Here is a 21,854-nt window from a genome sequence, read left to right on the forward strand (position 1 = left end):
CCTCATCGGGAGCAAGCCCCCTCCCACATTTGGACGGAGTTGGAGCTGAGAACCCGGTCGGCTCTAAGGCCGCCGCGGCCTTGCTTTTGATCTGAAATCGCCCCGTCAACCACGATGGCCGGAATTCGACGTTGATTTGGGGGGTAAACCGGCAGGGATGCCGGTTTAGCCGCCCTGCGCCATGGATGGCGCGTGGCGGCGGCCCCCCAAATCAATGTCGGATTACGGGCACACCGAGCCTAAGCGAGGTGCCGAGTGGTGGGGCGAAGGCCTTTTGGTTACTTTTGTGCCTTTACAAAAGTGACCCGCTGTAAGAGCGGAACCATAGGCGGCCGTTACCGCAGCAACGGATATGCACTCGATCCCATCCAACATCCTGGTCAACTAAACACCACCTGCGGTGAACCAAGCTCACCACAACAGCAGCATTGCCAACCGAACGGATCATTTGATGCGGTAGTGAAAGGTATTCCGCACAGCCGGCACCACAACAGCCTTGCCATCAACGATCCTTGGCTGATAACGGAAGGTGTTCGCCGCCGCCAGTGAAGGACGCATGAACAACGGGTGGCAGCCGTCCAACACCTTGGGATTTTCCACGCGGCCTTGGGTGTTGACGCTGTACTCCAGGGTGCAATCGCCTTCGATGTTCTTGTCCAAAGCACGCTCTGGGTAATCCGGCGCTTCCTTGCTCAGAGGCTGGTATTGGCGGCTGTCAAAGGCCGGTGCCGCTGAAGGCGCAGGTGTGGCGACGCGGGCTTTTTCCGCAGCCAATCGCTCCTGGGCCTGGCGCTGTAGTTCCAGCTCGCGGGTGCGTTGTTCGGTGGCCAGGCGTTCCTGTTGTTGCTCGATTTTCTTTTCTTCGACGCGTTTACGCGCCAGGGCGGCTTTCTCCAGTTTTTGCGCCTGGATTCGGGGGTCGACCGCAGGTTTCACTGGTACCGGAATCACCACCGGCTCCGGCGGCGCAGGTGCCGGTGCAGCAACCACCGGTTCTGGTACTGCCACCGGTGCAGGCGGCAGCATGACCAACTGCGTGTGCATCACCCGAGGTGCCTCCACCATCGGTTTTTCCGTCGACCAGCCCACCATCAACGCCGCCAACACGCCCACGTGCAGCGCCACCGCCAGGCTGGCGGCGAAGCTGTTTCGCCACACGCCGGAGGTATCCCTGGGTTCCATCACAAGCGTCGGACTGTGCATGATCATCGCCGTCATTGCGGGGCCTCGGTCACCAGCCCCAGGTTGCTGACACCGCCTTTTTGCAACACCGCCATGGCTGCAACCACACGTCCGTAGCCGGCGTTGTCGTCGGCGCGGATGTACACCTGGGTGTCGCTGCGTGCCGCTACCACCTGCATGACCTTGGCGCCCATTTCGTCCAGGCTCACGGCACTGTCGGTCTGGTGCTGGGTGTCGAGCTCGCCGCCGAGGTTCCAGTAGTAGCCGCCATCGGCCTTTACCGACAGCGTCAGGATCTGCTGGCGGGTATCGGTGGCCAGCGCCTCGGCGGCGACCTTGGGCAGCTCGATCTTCACGCCCTGGGTCAGCATTGGCGCGGTGACCATGAAGATCACCAGCAGCACCAGCATCACGTCGATATACGGCACCACGTTCATTTCGGCCTTGGGCCCGTGCTTGCGTTGCGGCCTGACTAACATGGGAGTTGCTCCTTTCAGGCGGCCACGGCCAGGTTGATCGGCGCACCGCGCAGGGTGCGGTGCAGGCGCACTTGCAGCTCATTGCCAAACGCGTAGTAACGGGTGAGCAGCGTCTGGCCACGCGCCGCGAAGCGGTTATAGGCGATCACCGCCGGGATGGCTGCAAACAGGCCGATGGCTGTGGCGATCAGCGCTTCGGCAATGCCCGGCGCCACTGTCGACAACGTGGCCTGTTGCACTTGGGACAAACCGATAAAGGAATTCATGATCCCCCACACCGTGCCAAACAAACCGATGTACGGGCTGACCGAACCCACGGTCGCGAGAAATTGCAGGCCCTTTTCCAGTTCGATTTCCTGCTCGGTGATCGCCACCTGCAAGGCCCGCTTAACACCTTCGAGCACCGCAGGGTCATGGCTGTGCAGGTGCTGGTATTCCTGGACGCCGGCAATAAAGATCGGCGCAATCCCGCCCTCGCCCGCCTGCACGGTTTCGCGGTACAGCGGTTGCAAGTCCGACGCTGCGCGAAAGCGCTGCACGAAGCCATTCAACTGGCGCTCCAGGCGGCGCAGTACGCTGCCGCGCTGGATGATCAGGTACCAGCTAAGCAACGACGCCAGCAGCAAGGTGATCATGACCGCCTTGACCAACAGGCTGGCGTCACTGATAAGGCCCCAGATCGTCATATGTTCCATCGTCGCGTGCATGGTGATGTCCTATTCGATTAAAAAGTGATGACGGGGTGATGACGGTTCACGGCAATTTCAGCGCACGGGTCACGTCAGCCCACGGTACGAATTTAAAATTCTGGGTTTGCTCGGGCATGCGCTTGCGGCCGTCCTGCACCACCAGCATGCCTTGGCTCCAAGGCCCGCCCAGGTTGATGGCGGTGACCTCCAAGCCATCGGTTTCCGAGGCGCCGTCGATACCGGCGGCGGCATTAAGGCCGACGCGAAACCCACCGTGAATCGCAAACGGCGGCTCGGCATCCACCACCAGGTAGCTGTCGTTGCCTTGGCTTGAGATCACCAAATAGTCGCGTTTGTCGCTCTGATACAGCGCCAGGCCCTCGACGTCCGCGTGCAACTGCGGGCCGACCTTGATCACGCTAGTGAGGGTGGCCGGTTGATCGGCACGAGCGTCCACCGCCCACACCCCCACGTCTTCTTCGCCGATAAACAAGCGCTGGCGCTGGTCGTCGGCCACGCAGCCTTCAGGCTGGCTGTCGACCTTGAACTGGCGCACCAGCTCACCTTGCACACGGCCATCCGGGGCGCTCAGGCGGTATTGCAGGAAGGTGCCGTCCTTGCCGTTGGCGATGGCATAGATCTCGCCGCTGGCGGGCTGATACAGGCAGATGCCATAGATTTCCTTGAGCGGCGTAGGCACTTCACCGGCTTCGCGCAACTCGCCGCTCTGACGGTCGATGCTGAATACGCTGAGGCTGTTGTGATCACGATTGCTGGCGACAGCCAGATCCACGGTCTGGGCGCCCAGCTTGAAGTTGGGGCGGACGTCGACGTTGTTCAGGCGTCCGACCGCCAGTTCCTGCAACAGCTTGCCGTCAAGGTCATAGGCCAACAGGCCTTGTTTTTTGTTGGTGCCAAGCACGCGGCTTTTGGCCGGGGTGTCGGGGTGAATCCAGATCGCCGGATCATCCGCCGCATCGCCCTGGCGACCCACTGGGTCGGTTTGGCGCACGGCGGCGACTTCCGGCAGTACAGGATCTGCCGCTACAGGCTTGGCCTGCCAGTTGAGCTTGCCCTGGTAGAGCGTGCCGCTGTCGTCGTCGCGTACCAGCAGCTGTTGGCCGTTGACGCTCAATTGCTCGGGTTCTTTCAGGCCAGGCAAGCTCAGGCTCGGCTGTTCCACCCAGCGCTCGCCCGTCCTTTGGAACAGGTGAAGTTGCGCAGTCTTTGGATCGAGCGCGACCACGCCACCCGGCACCAGGGCGACGGCACCGGCTTCACGTTTGGGATTATCGAACACCGCCACCGGGGTGCGTTTCACGTCCGCTTCCGGGTGCGCCGGGTAGGCCCACCAGCCGACATTTTCTTCATTGACTATCAGTTGATTCGTCCCGTCGTCCACCTGGCAGAACTGCGCCGATGGTGGCAGCGGCAAACCGCGCACACGCTGGGGTTCAGTCAGCAGCGTCGCGCCATTGCCCACCAACCATTGCTCGCCCTTGCCCTCCTCACCCACCAAAAACACAAACAGGTTGGCCGCTGAATCGCGATACAGGCACAGGCCGTTCACCGGGTAATCGCGGGCCGGCAGGTAAAGCGGTTTGCCCCAGGTTTTGCTGGCGGCGTCGAGGGTGATCAACAGTGCTTGTTGACGATCATTGTCGAGGCTGGCGACCAGTACCTGGGCGCCTGCGGTGCGGGTGTCGAGGCTGCTGAAGTTGCCTTTGAACCGGGTCAGTTCAGTGCCTTTGGCGTCGAGCAGTTGCAGGCCGTCGCGGGTGCTGGCGGCCAGGCGCTCGGGGGTGCTGGGGAGGAAAGCCACTGCTTCGGCGTTCAGGGATGTCGCCCAAGGCGTCAGGGTCAGGTCGGCAGCCAGTGCATGAGTGCAGGTCAACACCGATATCAGCAAGTACAACGTGGAGATTCTCATGTACAAACAAATCCTTCGAAAACAATGGAGTTCCCATGTGGGAGGGGTCTTGCTCCCGATGAGGGTGTGTCAGTCAGCAGATGTATTCACTGAACCACCGCTATCGGGAGCAAGCGCCCTCCTACATTGGAATCGAGGTGTGAGTTAGAAATGGGTGAAGGTCAGGCCGAGCTTGTAGGTCGGGCCGTACTCTTCGTATTGGCCGTTGTAGCTGCGGTGGCCGGTGTAGACGAAGTACGACTCATCGGTGAGGTTCTGGGCCTCGAAGCTGACTTGCAGGTTCTTGGTCAGCGAGTAGCGCGCGCTGAAATCGACGAAGGTCTGCGCGTCCACATGGAGGTCGTGGGCCTTGTCGTTGATCGAGGCCAGTTCATACAGGTAGGCCGATTTGTAGTTGGCCGACAGGCGCAGGCTGAGCTTGTCGTCTTCCCAACCGAGCATCAGGTTGCCGACGGTGTCTGATTGGTTCGGCAGGCTGATGTTGCGTTTGCGGTTCGTGCCGCTGGCGGCGTCGAAGCCTTCGATATCCGCGCTGGAGCGGCTGAAGGTGCTGTTGGCGCCGATCAGCAGACCGTTCCAGGGCGCGGGCAGCCAGTCGAATTTCTGCGAGTAGGCCAGTTCCAGGCCATAGAGCTTGGCGCTGTCGCCGTTGGCGTAGGTGTGGGCCTCGGAGAAGTTGGTCCAGGCGCCGGTGCCGGCCACGTCGGTGTTGTAGACGAAGTTCTTGATGTCTTTGTAAAACACGAACGCTGAGACGGTGCCGGCGCGGCCCATGAAGTGCTCGATGCCAAGGTCGAGGTTGCTCGATTCCAGGGGCTTGAGGTCCGGGTTGCCAAAGGTGGCTTCGTCATCGTCGATCACAAAACCCGGCGCCAGTTGGCCGAAGGTCGGGCGCACCACGGACTTGGTCCAGGCCGCGCGCACCTGGGTGTTTTTGTCGATCTGGTAGCGCGCATGCAGGCCCGGCAGCCAGTGGTGATACTGGCGCTTGGTCTCGGTGGCAGTGAACACGCCATCGGTGGCGCCGGTACCCTTGGCTTCGAACTCGGTGCCTTCGTAGCGCAGACCGGCGATAAAGCGCCAGTCGTCGATGTCGATGGTGTTCATCAGGTAGCCGGCGTTGATGTCTTCGCGAATGGTGAAGTCGTTGACCCGGGACTCGGTCTCGTCATAAAAGTCCGCCGCATTGAGGCTGCCGATCAGTTGCTTGATGCCGCTGGCGCTGATGCCTGGCCCGTAGTTGCCCAAGCGATAGTCGACACTGCCCTTCTGGAACTGGGTCAGGTTGAGCTGGTCGGCGCTGTAGCCAAGGGTGTCGAAGTCCTTGTAGACCCAGGCCTCCAGGTCATTGTCCTTATTACGGCGACTCACCTTGCCACCGAATTTGACCTGGGACGCATAGCCGCTCAGGTCGTAGTCGCGGGCCAGGTCCAGGCGCAGGTTTTTCTCGGTGTCCTTGGTGTTCTGTTTTTCCCAATCAACTTTGTCGAGCGTGAAGTTGCTTGGGTCGTAGAAACCGGCACCGATGATTGGCCGTGGCTTGTCCTTGTCGTAGAAACCGCTGTTGGCAAAGTCGCCGCCGTCGAAGGTGGCTCCGGCGATGTGCGCCGGGCTGTCTTCGCTCGATTGGCTGTAGCCGGCCTGACCGCTGAGGGTCCACAGGCCAAGCATGCGCTCACCGCCGAACACGTAGGACTGGATTTCCTGGGTTTCCTCACGGTTCTTCAGCTTGCGCTTGGCTTCAGCGTCGCCCAGTTCACCAGCGGCTTGGGGGTCGGCAAATTCAATGCTGGTGGAGTTGCGGGTTTCGGTGTCTTTGTAGCGGCTGTAGAGGGTGCGCAGGTAGTAGCTGCTGAGGTCATCGGGCTTATAGTCGAAGTTCAGTCCACCGCCGGCGCGTTCGCGGCTGATGTCGTAATCACGCTGTTCGAATTCGTTGAGTTTGGCGCCGTCGGTGAAGTCCCAGGCACCGCCGGTTTCGACGTTGTCCGAGCCAAAATCACGCTTCTGCCAGCTTAGGGCTGCGGCTACGCCAAAGTTGTCGATGCCATCGCCGAGGCTGAAGCGGTTGCTCGCCGCGCCGGAGAATTTGGGGCTGGTCTGACTCGTATTCTTGTCGTAACTGGCTTCGGTGCTGCCGGTGTAGAACAGGCCTTTGTGGTCGAAGGCCGACAGGCTCTGCACGTCGACGGTGCCACCGAGGGAGTTAGCGTCCATGTCCGGGGTGAGGGTCTTGATCACCGACAGCGACTGCACCAGTTCTGACGGCAGCACATCGAGGGCCACGGCGCGGCGCGCGCTTTCCGGGGCGGGCACCAGGGTGCCGTTGATGGTTACGCTGTTGAGGTCCGGACCGAGGCCACGCACGCTGACAAATCGCCCTTCGCCCTGATCGCGCTCGACGCTGATGCCGGGCAAACGCTGCACCGCTTCTGCGACGTTTTCATCCGGCAACTGGGCCACGCCGTCGGCATGCACCACGCTTTTGATGCTGTCAGAGCTGCGCTGCTCTTTAAGCGCTTGATCGATGGCAGCGGCCTGGCCGACCACTTCGACATGCTCGGTGGTGGTGGCCTCGGCGGCGCTCAACCGTTCGCTGGCAATCGCCAGGGCCAAGGCGGTGAGCGTGAAGCTGACGAGCCCGGTGCGCTTGTACATGAAATCCTCCCCAAGAATCCGTTGGCGCCAGGCAAATGGCCCGGCAACTGGGAGGGCAAGCTAGGGGTGGGGGATGACGGTTCTGTGACAGGAGTTGGCGGCGAGGCCCGTAAACCGGGGGTTTTGCCCGAACCCGGACGTGGAATGAGCTGATATGACCTGTGGAGATCCCCTGTGGGAGGGGGCTTGCCCCCGATAGCGGTGGGTCAGCTGGCCTATCTGTTGACTGATACACCGCCATCGGGAGCAAGCCCCCTCCCACATTTCTTGATCTCCAGTGTGTTTGAGGTGAGCTGATTCGACCCTCCCACGCCGTCATCCAACCGTCACATCCATCTGCTGTGCTGGCGCCCATCGCTCATTCGCCCAAGGACCCGCGGCCATGTTTTCCGTGCTCAAACCTCATCGCTGGAAACTCGCGCTCTTGCTCATTGCCGCCAACGCCGGGCTGATCCTGCACCTGGCCTGCGGCGAGTTGAAAAGCGTCAGCGAGTGGGTCTGGCTGGATATTTTCGGCGAAGGCGGTTCCGCCCTGCTCGCCCTGGTGTGGCTGGGCCTGGTGCTTAAAAGCCGCCCCGCCGGGCGCGTCACCAATTACCTGGCGCTGGGGCTGTCGTGCATCTTCTTTTCGTGGTGGATCGACAGCCTCGATGAGTTTATCCGCCTGCCTGACAGCATCACCTGGGACCACTGGCTGGAATCCGGCCCGATGCCAGTGGGCATGATTCTGCTGACCATCGGCATCTACCACTGGCACCGCGAACAACTGGCGATCAGCGCGCAGATGGAAAAGCGCGAACGGCTGTTTCGCGAGCACCGGCTGTTCGACAAACTCACGCCCCTGGCCGGTGCCGACTACCTCAAGCGCCAATTGGCCGACAGCCTGCACGACAGCCGCGAACAGCAACAACCGCTGTCACTGCTGGCCCTGGACCTGGACAACTTCGCCGCCATTAACCAGGCCTACGGGCATGCCGAAGGTGACGCCGTGCTCCAGGCCCTCAGCCATTTGTTGTTGCTCAATCTGCGCCGCCAGGACTTGCTTTGTCGACTGGCCGGTGACCGCTTTGTGGTGCTGCTGCCCAACACCGGCGAGCGCCAGGCCAAAGAGCTCGCGCTGGAGTTGCAGCAAGCGGTACATGGCCTGGCCCACAAAACCCGGCAACAGGGCGAACGCCTGCAACTGGCGGCGACCACAGCGGTAGTAATGGCCCTGGACGAGCCGCCCCAGGACTTGCTCAAGCGCCTGAACCTGGCGTTGGCCAGGGCCAAGCAACCTCTCGCGAAAAGCGCCTGAGATGGCGGTGAAAACCAACTGGTATGAGGCCGACAGCCGCTTCATCCCAGGGCACAACCAACCCGCCACGCTGATTGACCTGGCCTTGTCCCGTGACATCGACAGCCATCGTTTGCTGCGCGGCACCGGGCTGTTCCATGAGGACATCCTGGCCGGAACGGCGCGCTTGAGCCCGCAGCAGTTCCTGGCACTGATCGGTAACAGTCGAAAGCTGCTGGATGCCGACGACAGCAGTTTTCTGTTGGGCCAGCGCTTGCTGCCCGGCTATTACGGCGCAGCCAGCCATGCCTTGGGCCATGCACAGAATCTGCATCAGGCGCTGGAGATCCTTATTCAGCAACAGGTGCTGCTCAGCCCGTTGGTCACCCTGCAAGTGGAGCTGGATGAGCACCACGCCTACCTGTATTGGCTGGACAGTTGCGGCGCTGGCGAGCAGTGGCGTTTTCTGCTGGAAGCGAGCATGACGTCGCTGGTTGCCATGAGCCAATGGCTCAGCGGCGAGCGTCTGCCGTGGGTGTGCAGTTTCAGCCATGCCGAGCCGCGTTATGTCGAGCAGTATTGGGTGCATCTGGGCGAAGAGACGCGCTTCGAGCGCCCGCTGGACATGATGTGCATCCCCCGCGAACACCTCACCCGCGCCTGGCCCGGGGCTTCGGCTACCGCCGGCCAGGTCGCGCGCCAGCAGGCTCGCGAACAGATCGAACATTTGGGCTTTGCCGGCAGTTTTCTCGATTGCCTCTACGACTATTTGCGCGAGCAGGTGCGCCAACCGCCGAGCCTGGAACAGGCGGCCCAGGCCTTCGCCATGAGCCCAGCGACCCTCAAGCGCAAGCTGCACAAACACCACACCGGCTTTCAGCAGCAAGTGGACCGGGTACGCAAACAGGTGGCGCTGCACCTGTACCAGGTCAAGGGCTACAGCAATGATGAAGTGGCGGCGTACCTGAACTTCAATGATGCGGCGAACTTTAGACGCTCATTCAAGCGCTGGACTGGCAGCACCCCGAACCTGATCCGCCAGTTGTTCAACAGCCGCTAGCCAGGCGCTCGCGCAGGAACTCCACCAACGCCTGCACCGGCCGCGAGCTTTGCCGATGTTGGGGATAGACCGCCGACAAGGTCAGGGCTTCGGGGGCGAAGTCGTCGAGAATGGTGATCAGGCGACCGTCCTTCAACGCGTCGCCAACGATAAAGGTCGGCAGATAAGTGACGCCCAGCCCGGCGATGGCGGTGTCACGCAACAGCTCACCGTTATTCACGCGCATGCGACCGCTGACATTCAGCGCCTGCACCTTGCCCTTGAAGCGCCATTGCACTTGACGACCATGGCCATAAGGCAGGCAGTCGTGTTGAGCCAGATCATCGGGTTGCAAGGGTGTGCCGCGCAGAGCCAGGTAGTCGGGGCTGGCGCAATACACCCGCTGGATGCTGGCGATACGGCGGGCGATCAGGGTGGAGTCTTCCAGGGTGCCGATGCGCAACACCAGGTCGTAGCCTTCGCCGATCAGGTCCACGGGGCGATCGCTGAGGTCGACTTCCACCGACACTTGGGGATGGCGCTGCAAAAACAACGGTAACAGGCAACCCAGGTGCGCCATGGCAAACGACAACGGCGCACTGAGGCGAATGGTGCCGCGCGGTTCGCTGTTCTGGCCGGCGATGCCCTGCTCCACTTGCTCGACTTCACCGAGCAGGCGCAAGGCGGATTCGTAGTAGCTCTGGCCCAGGGGCGTGACATCCAGCCGGCGCGTCGAGCGGTTGAGCAGGCGCACGCCGAGGCGATCTTCCAGCTGGATCAGGCGGCGGCTGACGAATTGCTTGGACAGGCCCAATTGTTCGGCGGCAGCGGTGAAGCTGCCGGATTCCATGACCTGGCAAAACAGGCGCATGTCTTCGAAGGGGTTCATTGTCGCTTCTCGGTGGACGATGGGCTGATTTATAACTGGATGGTCGCAACACCACAAATCAAATGTGGGAGGGAGCTTGCTCCCGATTGCGGTGTGTCAGTCTCAATAGCTTTGACTGAGGCACCGCTATCGGGAGCAAGCCCCCTCCCACATTGATCACCTACAGGCTTGAAAAACGGTTACTTGGCAGTAAACGCCGAGTAGCTGTTCATCAGGTTGCGGTAGTTGGGGATGCGCGGCGACAGCAGGTTGGCTAGGCCTTCCATGTCGTTGCGCCAGTCCACTTGCAGCTCGCAGGCCACGGAGAACCAGTTCACCAGCTGGGCGCCGGCGGCGGTCATGCGCGCCCAGGCGGCTTGTTGCACGGTTTCATTGAAGGTCCCGGAAGCATCGGTGACGACGAACACTTCGAAGCCTTCAGCGAGGGCACACAGGGTCGGGAACGCTACGCACACGTCCGTCACTACACCGGCAATGATGATCTGCTTGCGGCCGGTGGCCTTGACCGCCTTGACGAAGTCTTCGTTGTCCCAGGCGTTGATCTGGCCAGGACGGGCGATGTACGGCGCGTCCGGGAACAGTGCCTTGAGTTCTGGCACCAGTGGGCCGTTAGGACCGCCTTCAAAACTGGTGGTCAGGATGGTCGGCAGGTTGAAGAACTTCGCCACGTCGGCCAGGGCCAGTACGTTGTTCTTGAATTCATTGGGGGAGAAATCCTGTACCAGGGAGATCAGGCCCGTCTGGTGGTCGACCAACAGTACGACGGCGTCATCTTTGTTCAAGCGCTTGTAAGTCATGGGTTAACTCCTTGGGGGGTTTTAAAAGGCAAAACACGAGCAGCCGAACGCACCCCAGAAACCCTGGAAGTCGCTAACCGGCACGCTGGAAAGACGGGCTTTCTCATGGCTGTGGGAATGCACGCCGCACGGGCCGCTGCATTGGTGTACTTGAGCTTGCAAAGGCGAATTTGGACGCCAGTGACCCGGCACCTTGACCACCGGCGACCAGTCCGGCAGCACCGGCACGCGCGGCGGTGCGTAGTCTTCGAAGTCGCCGGCGCCGTACACGACCTTGCCGCCCACCACGGTGAGCACTGACTCGATCCACTTGATGGCTTCTTCATCGACACTGAAGAAGTCCGCTGACAGCGCGGCGACGTCCGCCAATTGGCCGACCTTGATCTGGCCTTTCTTGCCCTGCTCGGACGAGAACCAGGCGCTGCCATGGGTGAACAGCTCCAGCGCGGTGAGGCGCGGCAGACCTTCGGCGTGCAGTTCCAGGCCGCCGACGGTACGGCCGCTGACCATCCAGTACAGCGAGGTCCACGGGTTGTAGCTCGACACCCGTGTGGCGTCGGTGCCCGCCCCTACTGGCACGCCTTCGGCGAGCATGCGCTTGATCGGTGGCGTGGCTTCGGCAGCCTTGGCACCGTAGCGCTCGACAAAATACTCACCCTGGAACGCCATGCGGTCCTGGATCGCAATGCCGCCGCCGAGGGCTCGAACGCGCTCGATATTTTTCGGGGTGATGGTCTCGGCGTGGTCGAAAAACCACGGCAGCCCATTGAACGGGATGTCGCGGTTGACCTTTTCGAACACGTCGAGCATGCGCGAGATGGACTCGTCATAGGTGGCATGCAAGCGGAACGGCCAGCGTTGTTCCACCAGGTGGCGCACCACCGGTTCCAGCTCCTGCTCCATGGTCAGGGGCAGATCCGGGCGCGGCTCCAGAAAGTCTTCAAAGTCTGCCGCCGAGAACACCAGCATCTCGCCGGCGCCGTTATGGCGCAGGTAGTCATCGCCCTGATGCAGGGTGACGCTGCCGGTCCAGTTCTTGAAGTCGCTGAGTTCTTCCTTGGGCTTCTGGGTGAACAGGTTGTAGGCGATGCGCACCGTCAGCTGTTCGTCCTTGGCCAGTTGCTCGATCACCGCGTAGTCATCGGGGTAGTTCTGGAAACCGCCGCCAGCGTCGATGGCGCTGGTGAGGCCCAGGCGATTGAGTTCACGCATGAACTGGCGCGTGGAGTTGACCTGGTATTCCAGCGGCAGTTTCGGGCCCTTGGCCAGGGTCGAATACAAAATCATCGCGTTGGGCCGCGCCACCAGCATGCCGGTGGGGTTGCCGTTGCTGTCGCGCACGATCTCGCCGCCCGGCGGGTTCGGCGTGTCTTTGGTGTAGCCGGCCACGCGCAACGCGGCGCGGTTGAGCAAGGCGCGGTCATACAGGTGCAGCACAAACACCGGCGTGTCCGGCGCGGCCTGGTTGAGTTCTTCCAGGGTCGGCATGCGTTTTTCGGCGAACTGGAATTCGTTCCAGCCGCCCACCACGCGCACCCATTGCGGCGTGGGCGTGCGGTCGGCCTGGTCCTTGAGCATGCGCAGTGCATCGGCCAGGGACGGCACGCCTTCCCAGCGTAGTTCGAGGTTGTAGTTCAGCCCGCCACGGATCAGGTGCAGGTGGGAATCATTGAGGCCGGGAATCACGGTGCGGCCCTTGAGGTCGATGACCTGGGTGCCGCTGCCACGCAGGGCCATGGCCTCGCCATCGGTGCCGACGGCGACAAAGCGGCCCTGGCTGATGGCGACGGCGGTTGCGCGCGGGTTTTCACGGTCCACGGTGTGGAACTGGCCATTGAACAGAATCAGATCGGCGTTCATAGGGTTTCCTTTACAGAGGCTTCAAGCCAGGGTGCGAACAGGCGGGTAGCCGCCGGCATCAGCAGGTACACCACCAGCAGCACGATGGTCAGGGTGACCAGGAAGGTGGAGACCACGTAGTTGGACAGGAACGGGTGCAGACGCAGGATGGGCCCCCAGATAAACGGCAACAGCAAGGTCTGCGGCAAAATCACAAACAGGCTGACGACGGCCTGTTTCCAGCGCGGCGGCTTGGCGGCGCTGTCGGCCAGGGGCGCGAACCAGAATTCGTTGGCCGCACCGATCTCGGTCTTGTCGCCATCGGCCAGCATCGGCGAAGCTTCGACAATCAGGGTTTTACGCTCGGGGGAGTCGAGCCAGGTTTCCAGGTCGTCGGTGGAGCGGTAGCGCAATACGCAAGTGAATAGCGCCAGGTTGTTCTGTTTGCTGCGCACCACGTCGACACCCAAGTGCCCTGGGCGCTCGCCGGCGATGCGCACGATGCGGCGCAGCCAGGCTTCGTAGTTGGCTTCCTGGCCTTGCTTGATCAAGTGTTTGACGACCAGGGTGACGACTTCGTCGGGTCCCGTCTGTGGTGCTGGGTCCATGGTGTGCCCCTCTGCCTTGAAATGTCAGCGATGAGGGGAGTTTGCCGCGGATGGTGGGTGGGAAAATTGGATGTACGTGCTGTTTAAGTCACCAGCCTTCTTTCAACATACGCAACTCCAGGTGCTGCAGCAGCATGATGGTCTTGCCGTCGGCGATCTCGCCGCTCTGCACCATCGCCAGGGCCTGCTCGAAGACCAGTTCCAGCACCTCGATGTCCTCGCCCTCCTCTTCCAGGCCACCGCCACCACTGACCCGATCCCCCGGCTGGTATTCGCCGATAAAAAAGTGAATCCGCTCAGTGACCGAGCCTGGGCTCATGAACGCCGCGTAGACCTTCTCAACCTGCCCCACGCGATAACCGGTCTCTTCCTCGGCTTCCAGGCGAATACGCTCCTCGGGGCTGGCATTGTCCAGCAAGCCCGCCGCCGCTTCGATCAGGTAACCGTGGTAGTCATTGACGAAGGTGGGCATGCGGAACTGGCGAATCAGCAACACGGTGCGTTGCGCGCGGTTGTACAGCAGGATGGTCGCGCCATTGCCTCGGTCGTACACCTCGCGGGTCTGAGCTTGCCAACTGCCGTCGCGACGACGCAGGTCGAAGCTGTATTTTTTCAGCAGGTACCAGTTGTCCGAGAGGGTCTCTTCGGCGGTGATGCGAACGGGGCTGTTGTCCATGGTCGGGCTCTTTGCTCCAAGGAGTAATCGGGGGTTCACGTTTGTTTGATGCGAGGCCACGCGGCCGCGACTTCTTCAGCACTGCCTGCGTTGATCCGCGCCAGGTTGCGCGGGTAGTCCACCCCGGGATTCTCAGTGAAGCGCGTTGCGGTGAATTGACCGTTGCTGGCCCGCAGGATGTAGCCCGTGTCCTCGCACAGCGTGGAGGCGAGAAACAATACCCCCGGGGTTACCCAATCCGGCTTGAGTTCGTCAGGTTCCTCGGTCACGCCCCACATCCGCGTCTTGGCCACCGGCGAGATCGCATTGACCCGGATGCCGGCCTCGGCGCCCTCATGGCTCAGCGCGTTCATGATCCCCAGTTGCGCCATCTTGCCAGCGCTGTAGGCCACCAGGCCGGTCTGCTCGTATTGTGCGTACATGGCGCGGTCGGACGTGGTGAGGATAATCCGTGGCGCGGTTGAGCGCAGAAGGTGCGGCCACGCGTGCTTGCACAGCCAAAGTGGCGCGTAGAGGTTGATGTCCATGGCCCGCTGCAGGAACGCGGCATCCAGGTCTTGGATGTTCTGGTAACCCACCCAACCGGCGTTGTGAATAAGGATATCGAGTTGACCGAATGCCTCGATGGCGTACGCAACCAGTTGCTGACAGCCCTCGTTGGTGGACAAGTCACCGCCATGTCCGATCACCGCGAGCCCTTCGGCCTGCAAGGCTTCTGCCGCCGCCTGGACCACCGAGGCATCGTTGCCGGCGCCCACCTTGTCGGCGCCGATATCGCTGATCACCACCCGGGCACCGCCCAGGGCCAGTGCCCGTGCATAACTGAGTCCCAACCCACGCGCACCGCCGGTGACGATGGCGGTTTTACCTGTGAAATCCATGTGCTTGCTCTCCTGTTCGGCCGCCTACCCTAACAACCGGTGTACGGGTTGTTCAATGCTGTAACACTTTGCAAGCAATCGCCGTGGGCGGCCGTCGAATTTATACCTGCCTGTGTAGGCCATCTGGTAAAACCCCAGCTTCACCTTTGTTCAGGAATCTTCATGCCCTCTCGTTTTCTATCGCGCCTGAGCCTGCGCTGGTTGCCCCTGCTGTGCATGGCGTTGTTGATCGTCGGCCTGCCGGTGGGGTGCAGCGTGCTGCAACACAAGGAGCGCGAACTGGTGTTTCGCATCGAACCGGGCACCGCCAGTTGGTACAGCGGCTTGCCCAAGGCGGTGCAGGAATTTGAACTCAAGCCCGCCAGTTTTAAGTCGGGGCAGAACATTCATGGTTGGTGGTACCCGGCGGACAAAAAGGACGCGCCAGCGATCCTCTACCTGCATGGGGTACGCTGGAACCTCACCGGGCAATTGTTCCGCATCGAGCAATTGCATGCCCTCGGCTATTCGGTTCTGGCCATCGACTATCGCGGCTTTGGCCAAAGCCGCGGCGAGCTGCCGTCGGAAACCACCGTGTACGAAGATGCGCGTATCGCCTGGGAACGTTTCCAAGTGCTGCAACCCGACCCGAGCAAGCGCCTGATCTACGGGCATTCCCTCGGTGGCGCGGTCGCCATCGACCTGGCTGCCGAACTGGGCAAGCAAACGCCTCGGCCGGTGCGCGGCCTGGTGATCGAATCCACCTTTACCTCCCTGGCAGACGTGGCGACGGCGGTGGCCAACACGTCGTTGCCGGTGCGCTGGTTGCTGTCGCAAAAGTTTGATTCCATCGACAAGATTGCCGACATCCATATGCCGTTGCTGGTGGTGCATGGCCTCGACGACCGCTACGTGCCGCCACGCTTCAGCCAGCAATTGTTTGAAGCTGCCCAGGAACCCAAGCGGCTGTTGCTGGTGCCCGGCGCCAGCCATAACAACAGCATGAGTCTGGCCGGTCGCAGTTATCGCCAGGCTCTCGACAACTTGATGCAGGCCAAGATGCCCGCCCACGTTGTCACGCACTCCGCGGAGCGCAAGGGCGAGTCATAAAACAGCTTTTCGGCACTGGGTTCGCGCTTGGCTGTCAAGCGCAAACCCTGCCCATACTGGGCCTCGCTGAAAGTTGATCAAATATTGACCGCGGGCTAAATCGCCATACCCGCCGGGGTCTTGCAAAGTTATCCACAGAGATACCCACGGTTTTCGTGGACAACTCTTTTCGTATTTTTACGATTTTTTTGCTCAAACAATGCTTTCGGGAAAGGTCCCCGGCAGCAAAATCTCACGGTTCACATCGCGTATATCGTTATAGCCACACAGCGCCATCGACACGTCCAATTCACGTGCGATGATGTCAAGTGCCTTGGTCACCCCCGCCTCACCCATCGCACCCAAACCATACAAATGCGCACGACCGATCATGGTGCCTTTAGCGCCGAGCGCCATCGCCTTGAGTACGTCCTGGCCGGAACGAATACCGCCATCGAGCCACACCTCGATACGCTCGCCTACCGCGTCGACAATCGCCGGCAACTGGCTGATGCTCGACGGCGCGCCGTCCAACTGACGGCCACCGTGGTTGCTCACCACCAAGGCATCCGCACCGGAATCAGCCGCCAGGCGCGCGTCTTCGACATCGAGGATGCCCTTGATGATCAACTTGCCGCCCCAGCATTTCTTGATCCACGCCACATCGTCCCAGCTCAGGCGCGGGTCGAATTGCTGGGCGGTCCACGACGACAGCGAACTCATGTCCGCCACACCCTTCACATGCCCAACGATATTGCCGAAACCGCGCCGTTGGGTGCCGAGCATGCCCATCACCCAACGCGGTTTGGTCGCCATATTGAGGATATTCGGCAGGGTCAGTTTGGGCGGCGCAGACAGGCCGTTGATCAGGTCCTTGTGCCGTTGCCCCAGGATCTGCAAGTCCAGGGTCAGCACCAGCGCATCCACGCCAGCGGCCTTGGCGCGTTCGATCAGTTGCTCGACGAAGCCACGGTCACGCATCACATACAGCTGGAACCAGAACGGCTGGCCCACCTGTTCAGCGATGTCTTCAAGGGAGCAGATGCTCATGGTCGACAAGGTGTAGCGCAGGCCGAACCTGGCGGCAGCGCGGGCGGTGAGAATCTCGCCATCGGCATGCTGCATGCCCGCCAGGCCGGTGGGAGCCAGGGCCACGGGCATGGCCATGTCCTGGCCGATCATAGCGGTGCGGATCGAGCGCTCATCAATGTTGCGCGCCACCCGCTGGCGGAATTTGATCCGGGCAAAATCGCTTTCATTCGCCCGGTAGGTGCTCTCAGTCCAAGAGCCGGAATCGGCATAATCGTAGAACATCCTTGGGACACGTTTTTGCGCCAGCTTGCGTAAATCTTCGATGGTTGTGATCAACGACATCTAGGTCACCTCTCCCTGAACTGAGCGCAGAGAGTAGCCGCCCCACGGTCGCTCAACCAGTGATTGCGTTTATATCTACGGGCGACTAATCTCGCACAAACCCGCAAAAAAGCGCAAAAACATGCACGACACTCATCAAGCCATCGACCTGCCTTCCCTCCGCAAACAGAAGATTCTGTTGCTGCTGGAGCGCGACGGCAAAGTCACCGCCTCGGAACTGGTGGAACACTTTGCGGTGTCTCAGGACACCATCCGTCGCGACCTCGGCGAACTCGCCGCCGCCGGCCTGTTGCAGCGCGTACACGGCGGCGCCCTGCCTCGGCCCAAGGACACAGGCAAAGATTTTTTCACCCGGGTCGGCGAGACCAATGACGCCAAACGCCAACTCGCGCAGTTGGCCGCACAGAGGGTGGAAGACGGCCAGATTGTGCTGTTCGATTCCGGCTCGACCACGCTGCAGATCGCCCAGTCATTGCCGCGCGCAATCCGGCTGACGGTGGTCACAACCTCACCGATGATCGCCATTGCCTTGGCCGACCACCCCAATGTGACCGTGATTCTGGCCGGCGGCCAACTCAACCCGGCCACGCTGTCCACCGGCGGCCACGAAGCCGTACGCCTGATCCAGAGCATCAAGGCGGACCTGTTGTTTACCGGCGTATGCGCATTGCATCCGCAAGTAGGCATCAGCTCGCTGCACTTTGATGAAGTCGCGGTCAAGCAAGCCTTGCTCGACAGCGCTTCCCAGGTGGTCGCGGTGACCATGGCGGACAAACTCGGCGCGGTGGAGCCGTTTGTGGTGGCGCCGTGCAGCCGGATTCACACGTTGATTACCGAGTGGCATGTGCCGAGTGTGGAGGCGTACGAGCAGCTAGGGTTGGAAGTGTTGCGGGTTGAGGTCGAGTAGGTACAGGGCATCGGCCACCGCATGGCCGCTGGCGGTGTTGTCGAAAATGCACCAGGTAGGAACGCCGTCTGCGGCCGACCGGCTCAGGTGCCTTGCGAACCCGAGTACACGCTCCGGGCCATAGGCGCTGTGATAGATGCGCGGTGATCCGTGCAGGCGCCAATAGCGCACGCCTTGCCATCCCGCGCAGGTGGGCGTGGCGTCGATCACGGGTGGGTCGACTGCCACCCGTCCTATGTGCAAATCCTGCAACATCGCCTCAGCTGCCAGCCAACTGGCGTGGCGCGGCTCAAGCACCACATTGCCGGCAAAACATCGGCGAACAGCCATGAAAAAGGCGCTGGCACTGGAGGGCTCATAGCTCAATGAGGGAGGCAGTTGCACCAGCAGGCAGCCCAGGTGTTCACGCAGTGGCGCGCACTGTTCGAGAAACTCATCCAGCGCAGCTTCACAACGCTGCAGGCCCAACTCGTGGGTAATACGTTTGGGCACTTTCACCGAAAAACGAAACGCAGACGGCACGGATTGGCCCCAACGTGCGTACGTTTTCGGCAGGTGTGGACGATAGAACGAGCTGTTGATCTCCACCGCGTTAAAGCGCGACGCGTAGCGCTGCAAATGCGTGCCCGCGTCGCTGAACGCCGGCCAGTGCTCACGCGGCAAGCTCCAGCCCGCACAGCCGACGTACAACAATCCCGTCAAAACAGCACCGCCGCCGCATCGCGCATGAAAATCTCGATGGTCTTGGGGCCTACGCCATCGAACTCGGCCAAGCGGTTCTCAAACGCCTTTCGGTCTGCACTGGCGCGACGTACGTGAGTGATCTTTCCCCCGTAATCGGCGTTCAGCTTCGCGCTGAGGTCCAGCAGCCGCTGCGCAGTAGATTCGTCGTAGCGAACGTAATGGGCACGCCCCAGCATTGCCACCAACTCTCGCGACGTACAGTGCTGCAACTTGCGGGCAGTGTCGCGTCCCTGCTGCTCCACAATCACCCTGTATGCCTGTGCGGCAATGGGTGCCTGGATTCGCTTGCCCATCAGGAAACTGGCGATAAACCACTTGAACAAGCCGCTGTCGTCGTCAGGCTTGAGTTCGATCCCCAATTCAGCAGCGGTAATCGCGCGCGCCATGCTTATTGACCCCGCTTGCGATCAGCCGTGGCGGCTGAGTCTGCACTTTTCCGTGCCTCTTGCGAGCTCATACGGTCAGGCGTTTTAAAGGCAGTTATGGGAGCGGCCACGGTATCTCTCCAAGCAATTAAGGGCGCACAAAAAATCGCGTCCTGTGTGAAGCAGAGCTTTGGGTATTTCGATAGTTCAAGGAAATTGCAGCGTAGAAATCGGCGCAAAAAAATTTAAACCTTTTGCCCACGCGCGCCCTCAACAGTCAGGTATCGGCCAAGCTGAAATGGCCAGGAAGCGACAGGCCAGACACGACCATTAACCCCCTTCACCCAGGAGACACTCGACCATGACCTCGCAACTCAACGGAAAGAAAATCCTCATCATCACCTCCAACACCGGCATCGAGCGCGACGAGTTGCTCAAGCCCCTGGAAGCGCTGCGCGGTTTTGGCGCGACGGTGACCCACGCTTCCAGCAAGGGCGGCAGCACCCAAACGTTTGTCGGTGATACCGAAAAGGACAGGACCGTGGAATCCGAGGTGCAACTGTCGGATGTGCAGAGCAGCGATTTTGATGCGCTGGTGATCCCCGGCGGTACCGTGAACGCCGACACCCTGCGCCAGGACGCAGCGGCGCTGCGCTTGATCAAGGACTTCGCCGCCGACGGCAAAACCATTGCGGCCATTTGTCATGGGCCGTGGACGCTGATCGACGCGGGCGTGATCAAAGGCAAGACGTTGACCTCCTACAAAAGCGTCCGCATCGACCTGGAAAACGCCGGTGCTGCCGGTTGGGTCGACGCCGAGGTCAAGCAATGCAACGCCAATGGCTGGACCTTGATCACCTCCCGTACACCCGACGATTTGCCGGCATTCAATGAGGCGATTGCCAAGGCGCTGGCTGGCTGATATCCGGCACCTGAACGTAAACAGGCGCCCATAGGGCGCCTGTTTGCTAACGGCCTTAGGCGTCAGCTCTTGCGGTGTTCCGGCATCTCGCGTTTGGGCCCGAACATCGCCCATGCGATAAGGCCCAGCAACGGCACAAAGATCAGGATCACCAGCCACAGCCCCTTGGTCTCCCAGCCGCCGGTACTGCGCAATACGACGTTAATTGCCCACAATTCCAAGAGCAGCAGAATTACTGCCAAACCGATCCAGACATAATTTATTTCCATGATTCACCTCCTGAGGTCTAAGGGTTAGGTCAAGCATTCCCCCCAAGGGTTCCATCGAAATTACGCCAGGGCGCTCTCGCCCAATGGTTGCGGCACATGCCGAGCCACCTCCGTCTGTCCAGTGCGCAGGTAGAAGCGGGTTTAATGCAACCTGGTTGGGGACCGACCATGCAAGCTGCACGACACAGGTTTTCTAAAATCAATCTCAACTTATTGATTCGAATGACGTTTAACCGATCATCCATGATGGTCTGACTTATGCAATTTCCCACCAGAGAACGCGCGCACCTCGACGCGCCCATACCCTGACTGTGAGGTTTCATCATGAATGCCATCGACCTGCTCAAAGCCGACCATGAACGTGTTAAAGCATTGTTGACCCAACTGAGCGAATCCACCGAACGCGGGGTTAAAAAGCGCACCGAGTTGCTGGCTAAACTCGAAATGGAAATCAGCCTGCACACCAAGCTTGAAGAAGAGATTCTGTACCCGGCGTTCCGAAAAGCCGGCGGCAAGGAGCAGGACATCATGTACCACGAAGCCAAGGAAGAGCATCGCACCGTCGACTCGCTGGTGCTGCCTGACCTGAAGCAGACGGAGCCGTCCACCACCGAGTTTTCCGGTCGGGTGAAGGTGGTCAAGGAACTGCTGGAACACCACATTGAAGAAGAGGAAACCGAGATGTTTCCTCAAGCGAAGAAACTGCTGGGCAAAGCTCTACTGGAAGAACTGGGTGAACAAATGCAAGCCATGAAGGCCGCGCATAAGAAGGCGATGGCGGACAAGCCAATGGCTGCGTGACGCACCCGTCGACCCGTGGACAAGTCCACGGGTGTGTTCGATGAATCAAGAGGATTGAATCATGACGAATAGACAAAGGATCGTGCTTGCACTCTGCCTGACGGCTCTTTCAGGCCAACCCGCCCTCGCCGCTTTCGGCGACAACCCGACACCTGCAGCCAATGTTGTTGCAGGCGACGGGGCTGCAGGCTCCGCGCTGCCACCCGGCACGTACCCGAGCAGCCCGGCCGACAGCGGCAAAAAAAGCCAGGACACCGTCAAACAGCCGGACAAAACTCCCAAGCCTGATGACCGCGACGATAGAGACAAAGACGGTCAGCAAAAACCGCGCACCGGCAGCTGACAGCTCAACCGTAATCGGCAGCGCAGCCTGTCAGTCAGCGAGCGCTGTTCCGGGCCACGCCACCGACGCTGCGATGTGCTCCACCATTTAGTGCCAACGCAATACGCACGCGCCTTGA

Annotated in this window: 22 protein-coding genes; 7 read left to right on the top strand and 15 right to left on the bottom strand. The window is 60.9% G+C overall.

Going from position 1 to position 21,854, the window contains the following annotated elements; translation table 11 throughout:
* Positions 1-444 precede the first annotated feature (444 nt).
* The 5 genes from ACEN2T_RS14400 to ACEN2T_RS14420 form a co-directional block, all read right to left on the bottom strand.
* Positions 445-1,218, bottom strand: a complete 774-nt coding sequence (locus ACEN2T_RS14400) for a TonB family protein (protein WP_442116886.1) — start codon at positions 1,216-1,218, stop codon at positions 445-447.
* A complete protein-coding gene (tolR, locus tag ACEN2T_RS14405) occupies positions 1,215-1,661 on the bottom strand; it encodes a protein TolR (protein ID WP_032889397.1) in 447 nt (148 codons plus the stop codon). The genes ACEN2T_RS14400 and tolR overlap by 4 nt, the downstream gene beginning before the upstream one ends.
* A 14-nt stretch (positions 1,662-1,675) precedes the next feature.
* Entirely contained in the window at positions 1,676-2,368 is a 693-nt protein-coding gene (gene tolQ / locus ACEN2T_RS14410) for a protein TolQ (protein WP_442116887.1), read from the bottom strand.
* A gap of 46 nt (positions 2,369-2,414) precedes the next feature.
* Positions 2,415-4,280, bottom strand: coding sequence for a phytase (locus tag ACEN2T_RS14415; protein WP_032889402.1), 1,866 nt, complete (start codon positions 4,278-4,280; stop codon positions 2,415-2,417).
* 144 nt (positions 4,281-4,424) lie between these two features.
* Entirely contained in the window at positions 4,425-6,938 is a 2,514-nt protein-coding gene (locus ACEN2T_RS14420; RefSeq protein ID WP_442116888.1) for a TonB-dependent receptor, read from the bottom strand.
* A 382-nt stretch (positions 6,939-7,320) separates the two neighbouring features.
* Between ACEN2T_RS14420 and ACEN2T_RS14425 the strand changes: the two genes are divergently transcribed.
* Entirely contained in the window at positions 7,321-8,235 is a 915-nt protein-coding gene (locus ACEN2T_RS14425; RefSeq protein WP_032889407.1) for a GGDEF domain-containing protein, read from the top strand.
* A 1-nt stretch (position 8,236) separates the two neighbouring features.
* On the top strand, positions 8,237-9,274 hold the full coding sequence (locus ACEN2T_RS14430; protein ID WP_095184515.1) for an AraC family transcriptional regulator: 1,038 nt from the start codon (positions 8,237-8,239) through the stop codon (positions 9,272-9,274).
* Here ACEN2T_RS14430 and ACEN2T_RS14435 read toward each other — a convergent pair.
* The 6 genes from ACEN2T_RS14435 to ACEN2T_RS14460 form a co-directional block, all read right to left on the bottom strand.
* The gene (locus tag ACEN2T_RS14435) at positions 9,261-10,142 is read right to left on the bottom strand and encodes a LysR family transcriptional regulator (protein ID WP_095184514.1); all 882 of its coding nucleotides are present in this window, start codon (positions 10,140-10,142) and stop codon (positions 9,261-9,263) included. The genes ACEN2T_RS14430 and ACEN2T_RS14435 overlap by 14 nt on opposite strands.
* A gap of 179 nt (positions 10,143-10,321) precedes the next feature.
* A complete protein-coding gene (gene ycaC / locus ACEN2T_RS14440) occupies positions 10,322-10,939 on the bottom strand; it encodes an isochorismate family cysteine hydrolase YcaC (protein ID WP_032889415.1) in 618 nt (205 codons plus the stop codon).
* 21 nt (positions 10,940-10,960) lie between these two features.
* On the bottom strand, positions 10,961-12,799 hold the full coding sequence (locus ACEN2T_RS14445) for an amidohydrolase (RefSeq protein WP_181639940.1): 1,839 nt from the start codon (positions 12,797-12,799) through the stop codon (positions 10,961-10,963).
* Positions 12,796-13,386 carry an antibiotic biosynthesis monooxygenase gene (locus ACEN2T_RS14450; protein ID WP_122681833.1) on the bottom strand — a complete coding sequence of 197 codons (591 nt, stop codon included), beginning with the start codon at positions 13,384-13,386 and terminating at the stop codon, positions 12,796-12,798. The genes ACEN2T_RS14445 and ACEN2T_RS14450 overlap by 4 nt, the downstream gene beginning before the upstream one ends.
* 88 nt (positions 13,387-13,474) lie before the next feature.
* On the bottom strand, positions 13,475-14,062 hold the full coding sequence (locus tag ACEN2T_RS14455) for an NUDIX domain-containing protein (protein ID WP_442116889.1): 588 nt from the start codon (positions 14,060-14,062) through the stop codon (positions 13,475-13,477).
* A gap of 35 nt (positions 14,063-14,097) precedes the next feature.
* The gene (locus ACEN2T_RS14460; RefSeq protein WP_442116890.1) at positions 14,098-14,943 is read right to left on the bottom strand and encodes an SDR family NAD(P)-dependent oxidoreductase; all 846 of its coding nucleotides are present in this window, start codon (positions 14,941-14,943) and stop codon (positions 14,098-14,100) included.
* 162 nt (positions 14,944-15,105) lie between these two features.
* Here ACEN2T_RS14460 and ACEN2T_RS14465 point away from each other — a divergent pair, with 162 nt between their 5' ends.
* Entirely contained in the window at positions 15,106-16,032 is a 927-nt protein-coding gene (locus tag ACEN2T_RS14465; protein ID WP_032889428.1) for an alpha/beta hydrolase, read from the top strand.
* Positions 16,033-16,224: 192 nt separating this feature from the next.
* Here the strand turns inward: ACEN2T_RS14465 and ACEN2T_RS14470 are convergent, their stop codons facing one another.
* Positions 16,225-17,385: an alpha-hydroxy acid oxidase gene (locus ACEN2T_RS14470; protein ID WP_032889430.1), complete on the bottom strand. Its 1,161-nt coding sequence runs from the start codon at positions 17,383-17,385 to the stop codon at positions 16,225-16,227.
* 121 nt (positions 17,386-17,506) lie between these two features.
* Here ACEN2T_RS14470 and ACEN2T_RS14475 point away from each other — a divergent pair, with 121 nt between their 5' ends.
* Positions 17,507-18,292, top strand: a complete 786-nt coding sequence (locus ACEN2T_RS14475) for a DeoR/GlpR family DNA-binding transcription regulator (RefSeq protein ID WP_032889432.1) — start codon at positions 17,507-17,509, stop codon at positions 18,290-18,292.
* Here ACEN2T_RS14475 and ACEN2T_RS14480 read toward each other — a convergent pair.
* Together ACEN2T_RS14480 and ACEN2T_RS14485 are read right to left on the bottom strand one after the other, a co-directional pair.
* Positions 18,257-18,994 (bottom strand): DUF72 domain-containing protein, encoded by a 738-nt coding sequence (locus ACEN2T_RS14480; RefSeq protein ID WP_241089547.1) that lies wholly within the window; start codon positions 18,992-18,994, stop codon positions 18,257-18,259. The two genes, ACEN2T_RS14475 and ACEN2T_RS14480, sit on opposite strands and share 36 nt — an antisense overlap.
* Positions 18,991-19,422: a DNA methylase gene (locus ACEN2T_RS14485; RefSeq protein WP_095184510.1), complete on the bottom strand. Its 432-nt coding sequence runs from the start codon at positions 19,420-19,422 to the stop codon at positions 18,991-18,993. Before ACEN2T_RS14485 ends, ACEN2T_RS14480 begins: the two co-directional genes overlap by 4 nt.
* A gap of 340 nt (positions 19,423-19,762) precedes the next feature.
* Between ACEN2T_RS14485 and ACEN2T_RS14490 the strand changes: the two genes are divergently transcribed.
* Positions 19,763-20,323, top strand: coding sequence for a type 1 glutamine amidotransferase domain-containing protein (locus ACEN2T_RS14490; RefSeq protein WP_032889437.1), 561 nt, complete (start codon positions 19,763-19,765; stop codon positions 20,321-20,323).
* Between the two features lie 62 nt (positions 20,324-20,385).
* Here the strand turns inward: ACEN2T_RS14490 and ACEN2T_RS14495 are convergent, their stop codons facing one another.
* Positions 20,386-20,592 (bottom strand): PLDc N-terminal domain-containing protein, encoded by a 207-nt coding sequence (locus tag ACEN2T_RS14495; RefSeq protein ID WP_095184509.1) that lies wholly within the window; start codon positions 20,590-20,592, stop codon positions 20,386-20,388.
* Between the two features lie 324 nt (positions 20,593-20,916).
* Between ACEN2T_RS14495 and ACEN2T_RS14500 the strand changes: the two genes are divergently transcribed.
* A complete protein-coding gene (locus tag ACEN2T_RS14500; RefSeq protein ID WP_032889441.1) occupies positions 20,917-21,393 on the top strand; it encodes a hemerythrin domain-containing protein in 477 nt (158 codons plus the stop codon).
* A 61-nt stretch (positions 21,394-21,454) separates the two neighbouring features.
* Positions 21,455-21,736, top strand: coding sequence for a hypothetical protein (locus tag ACEN2T_RS14505; protein ID WP_442116891.1), 282 nt, complete (start codon positions 21,455-21,457; stop codon positions 21,734-21,736).
* Positions 21,737-21,854: the final 118 nt, after the last annotated feature.

It is taken from the genome of Pseudomonas sp. W22_MBD1_FP4, from assembly GCF_052113765.1.
Taxonomy (GTDB): domain Bacteria; phylum Pseudomonadota; class Gammaproteobacteria; order Pseudomonadales; family Pseudomonadaceae; genus Aquipseudomonas; species Aquipseudomonas sivasensis.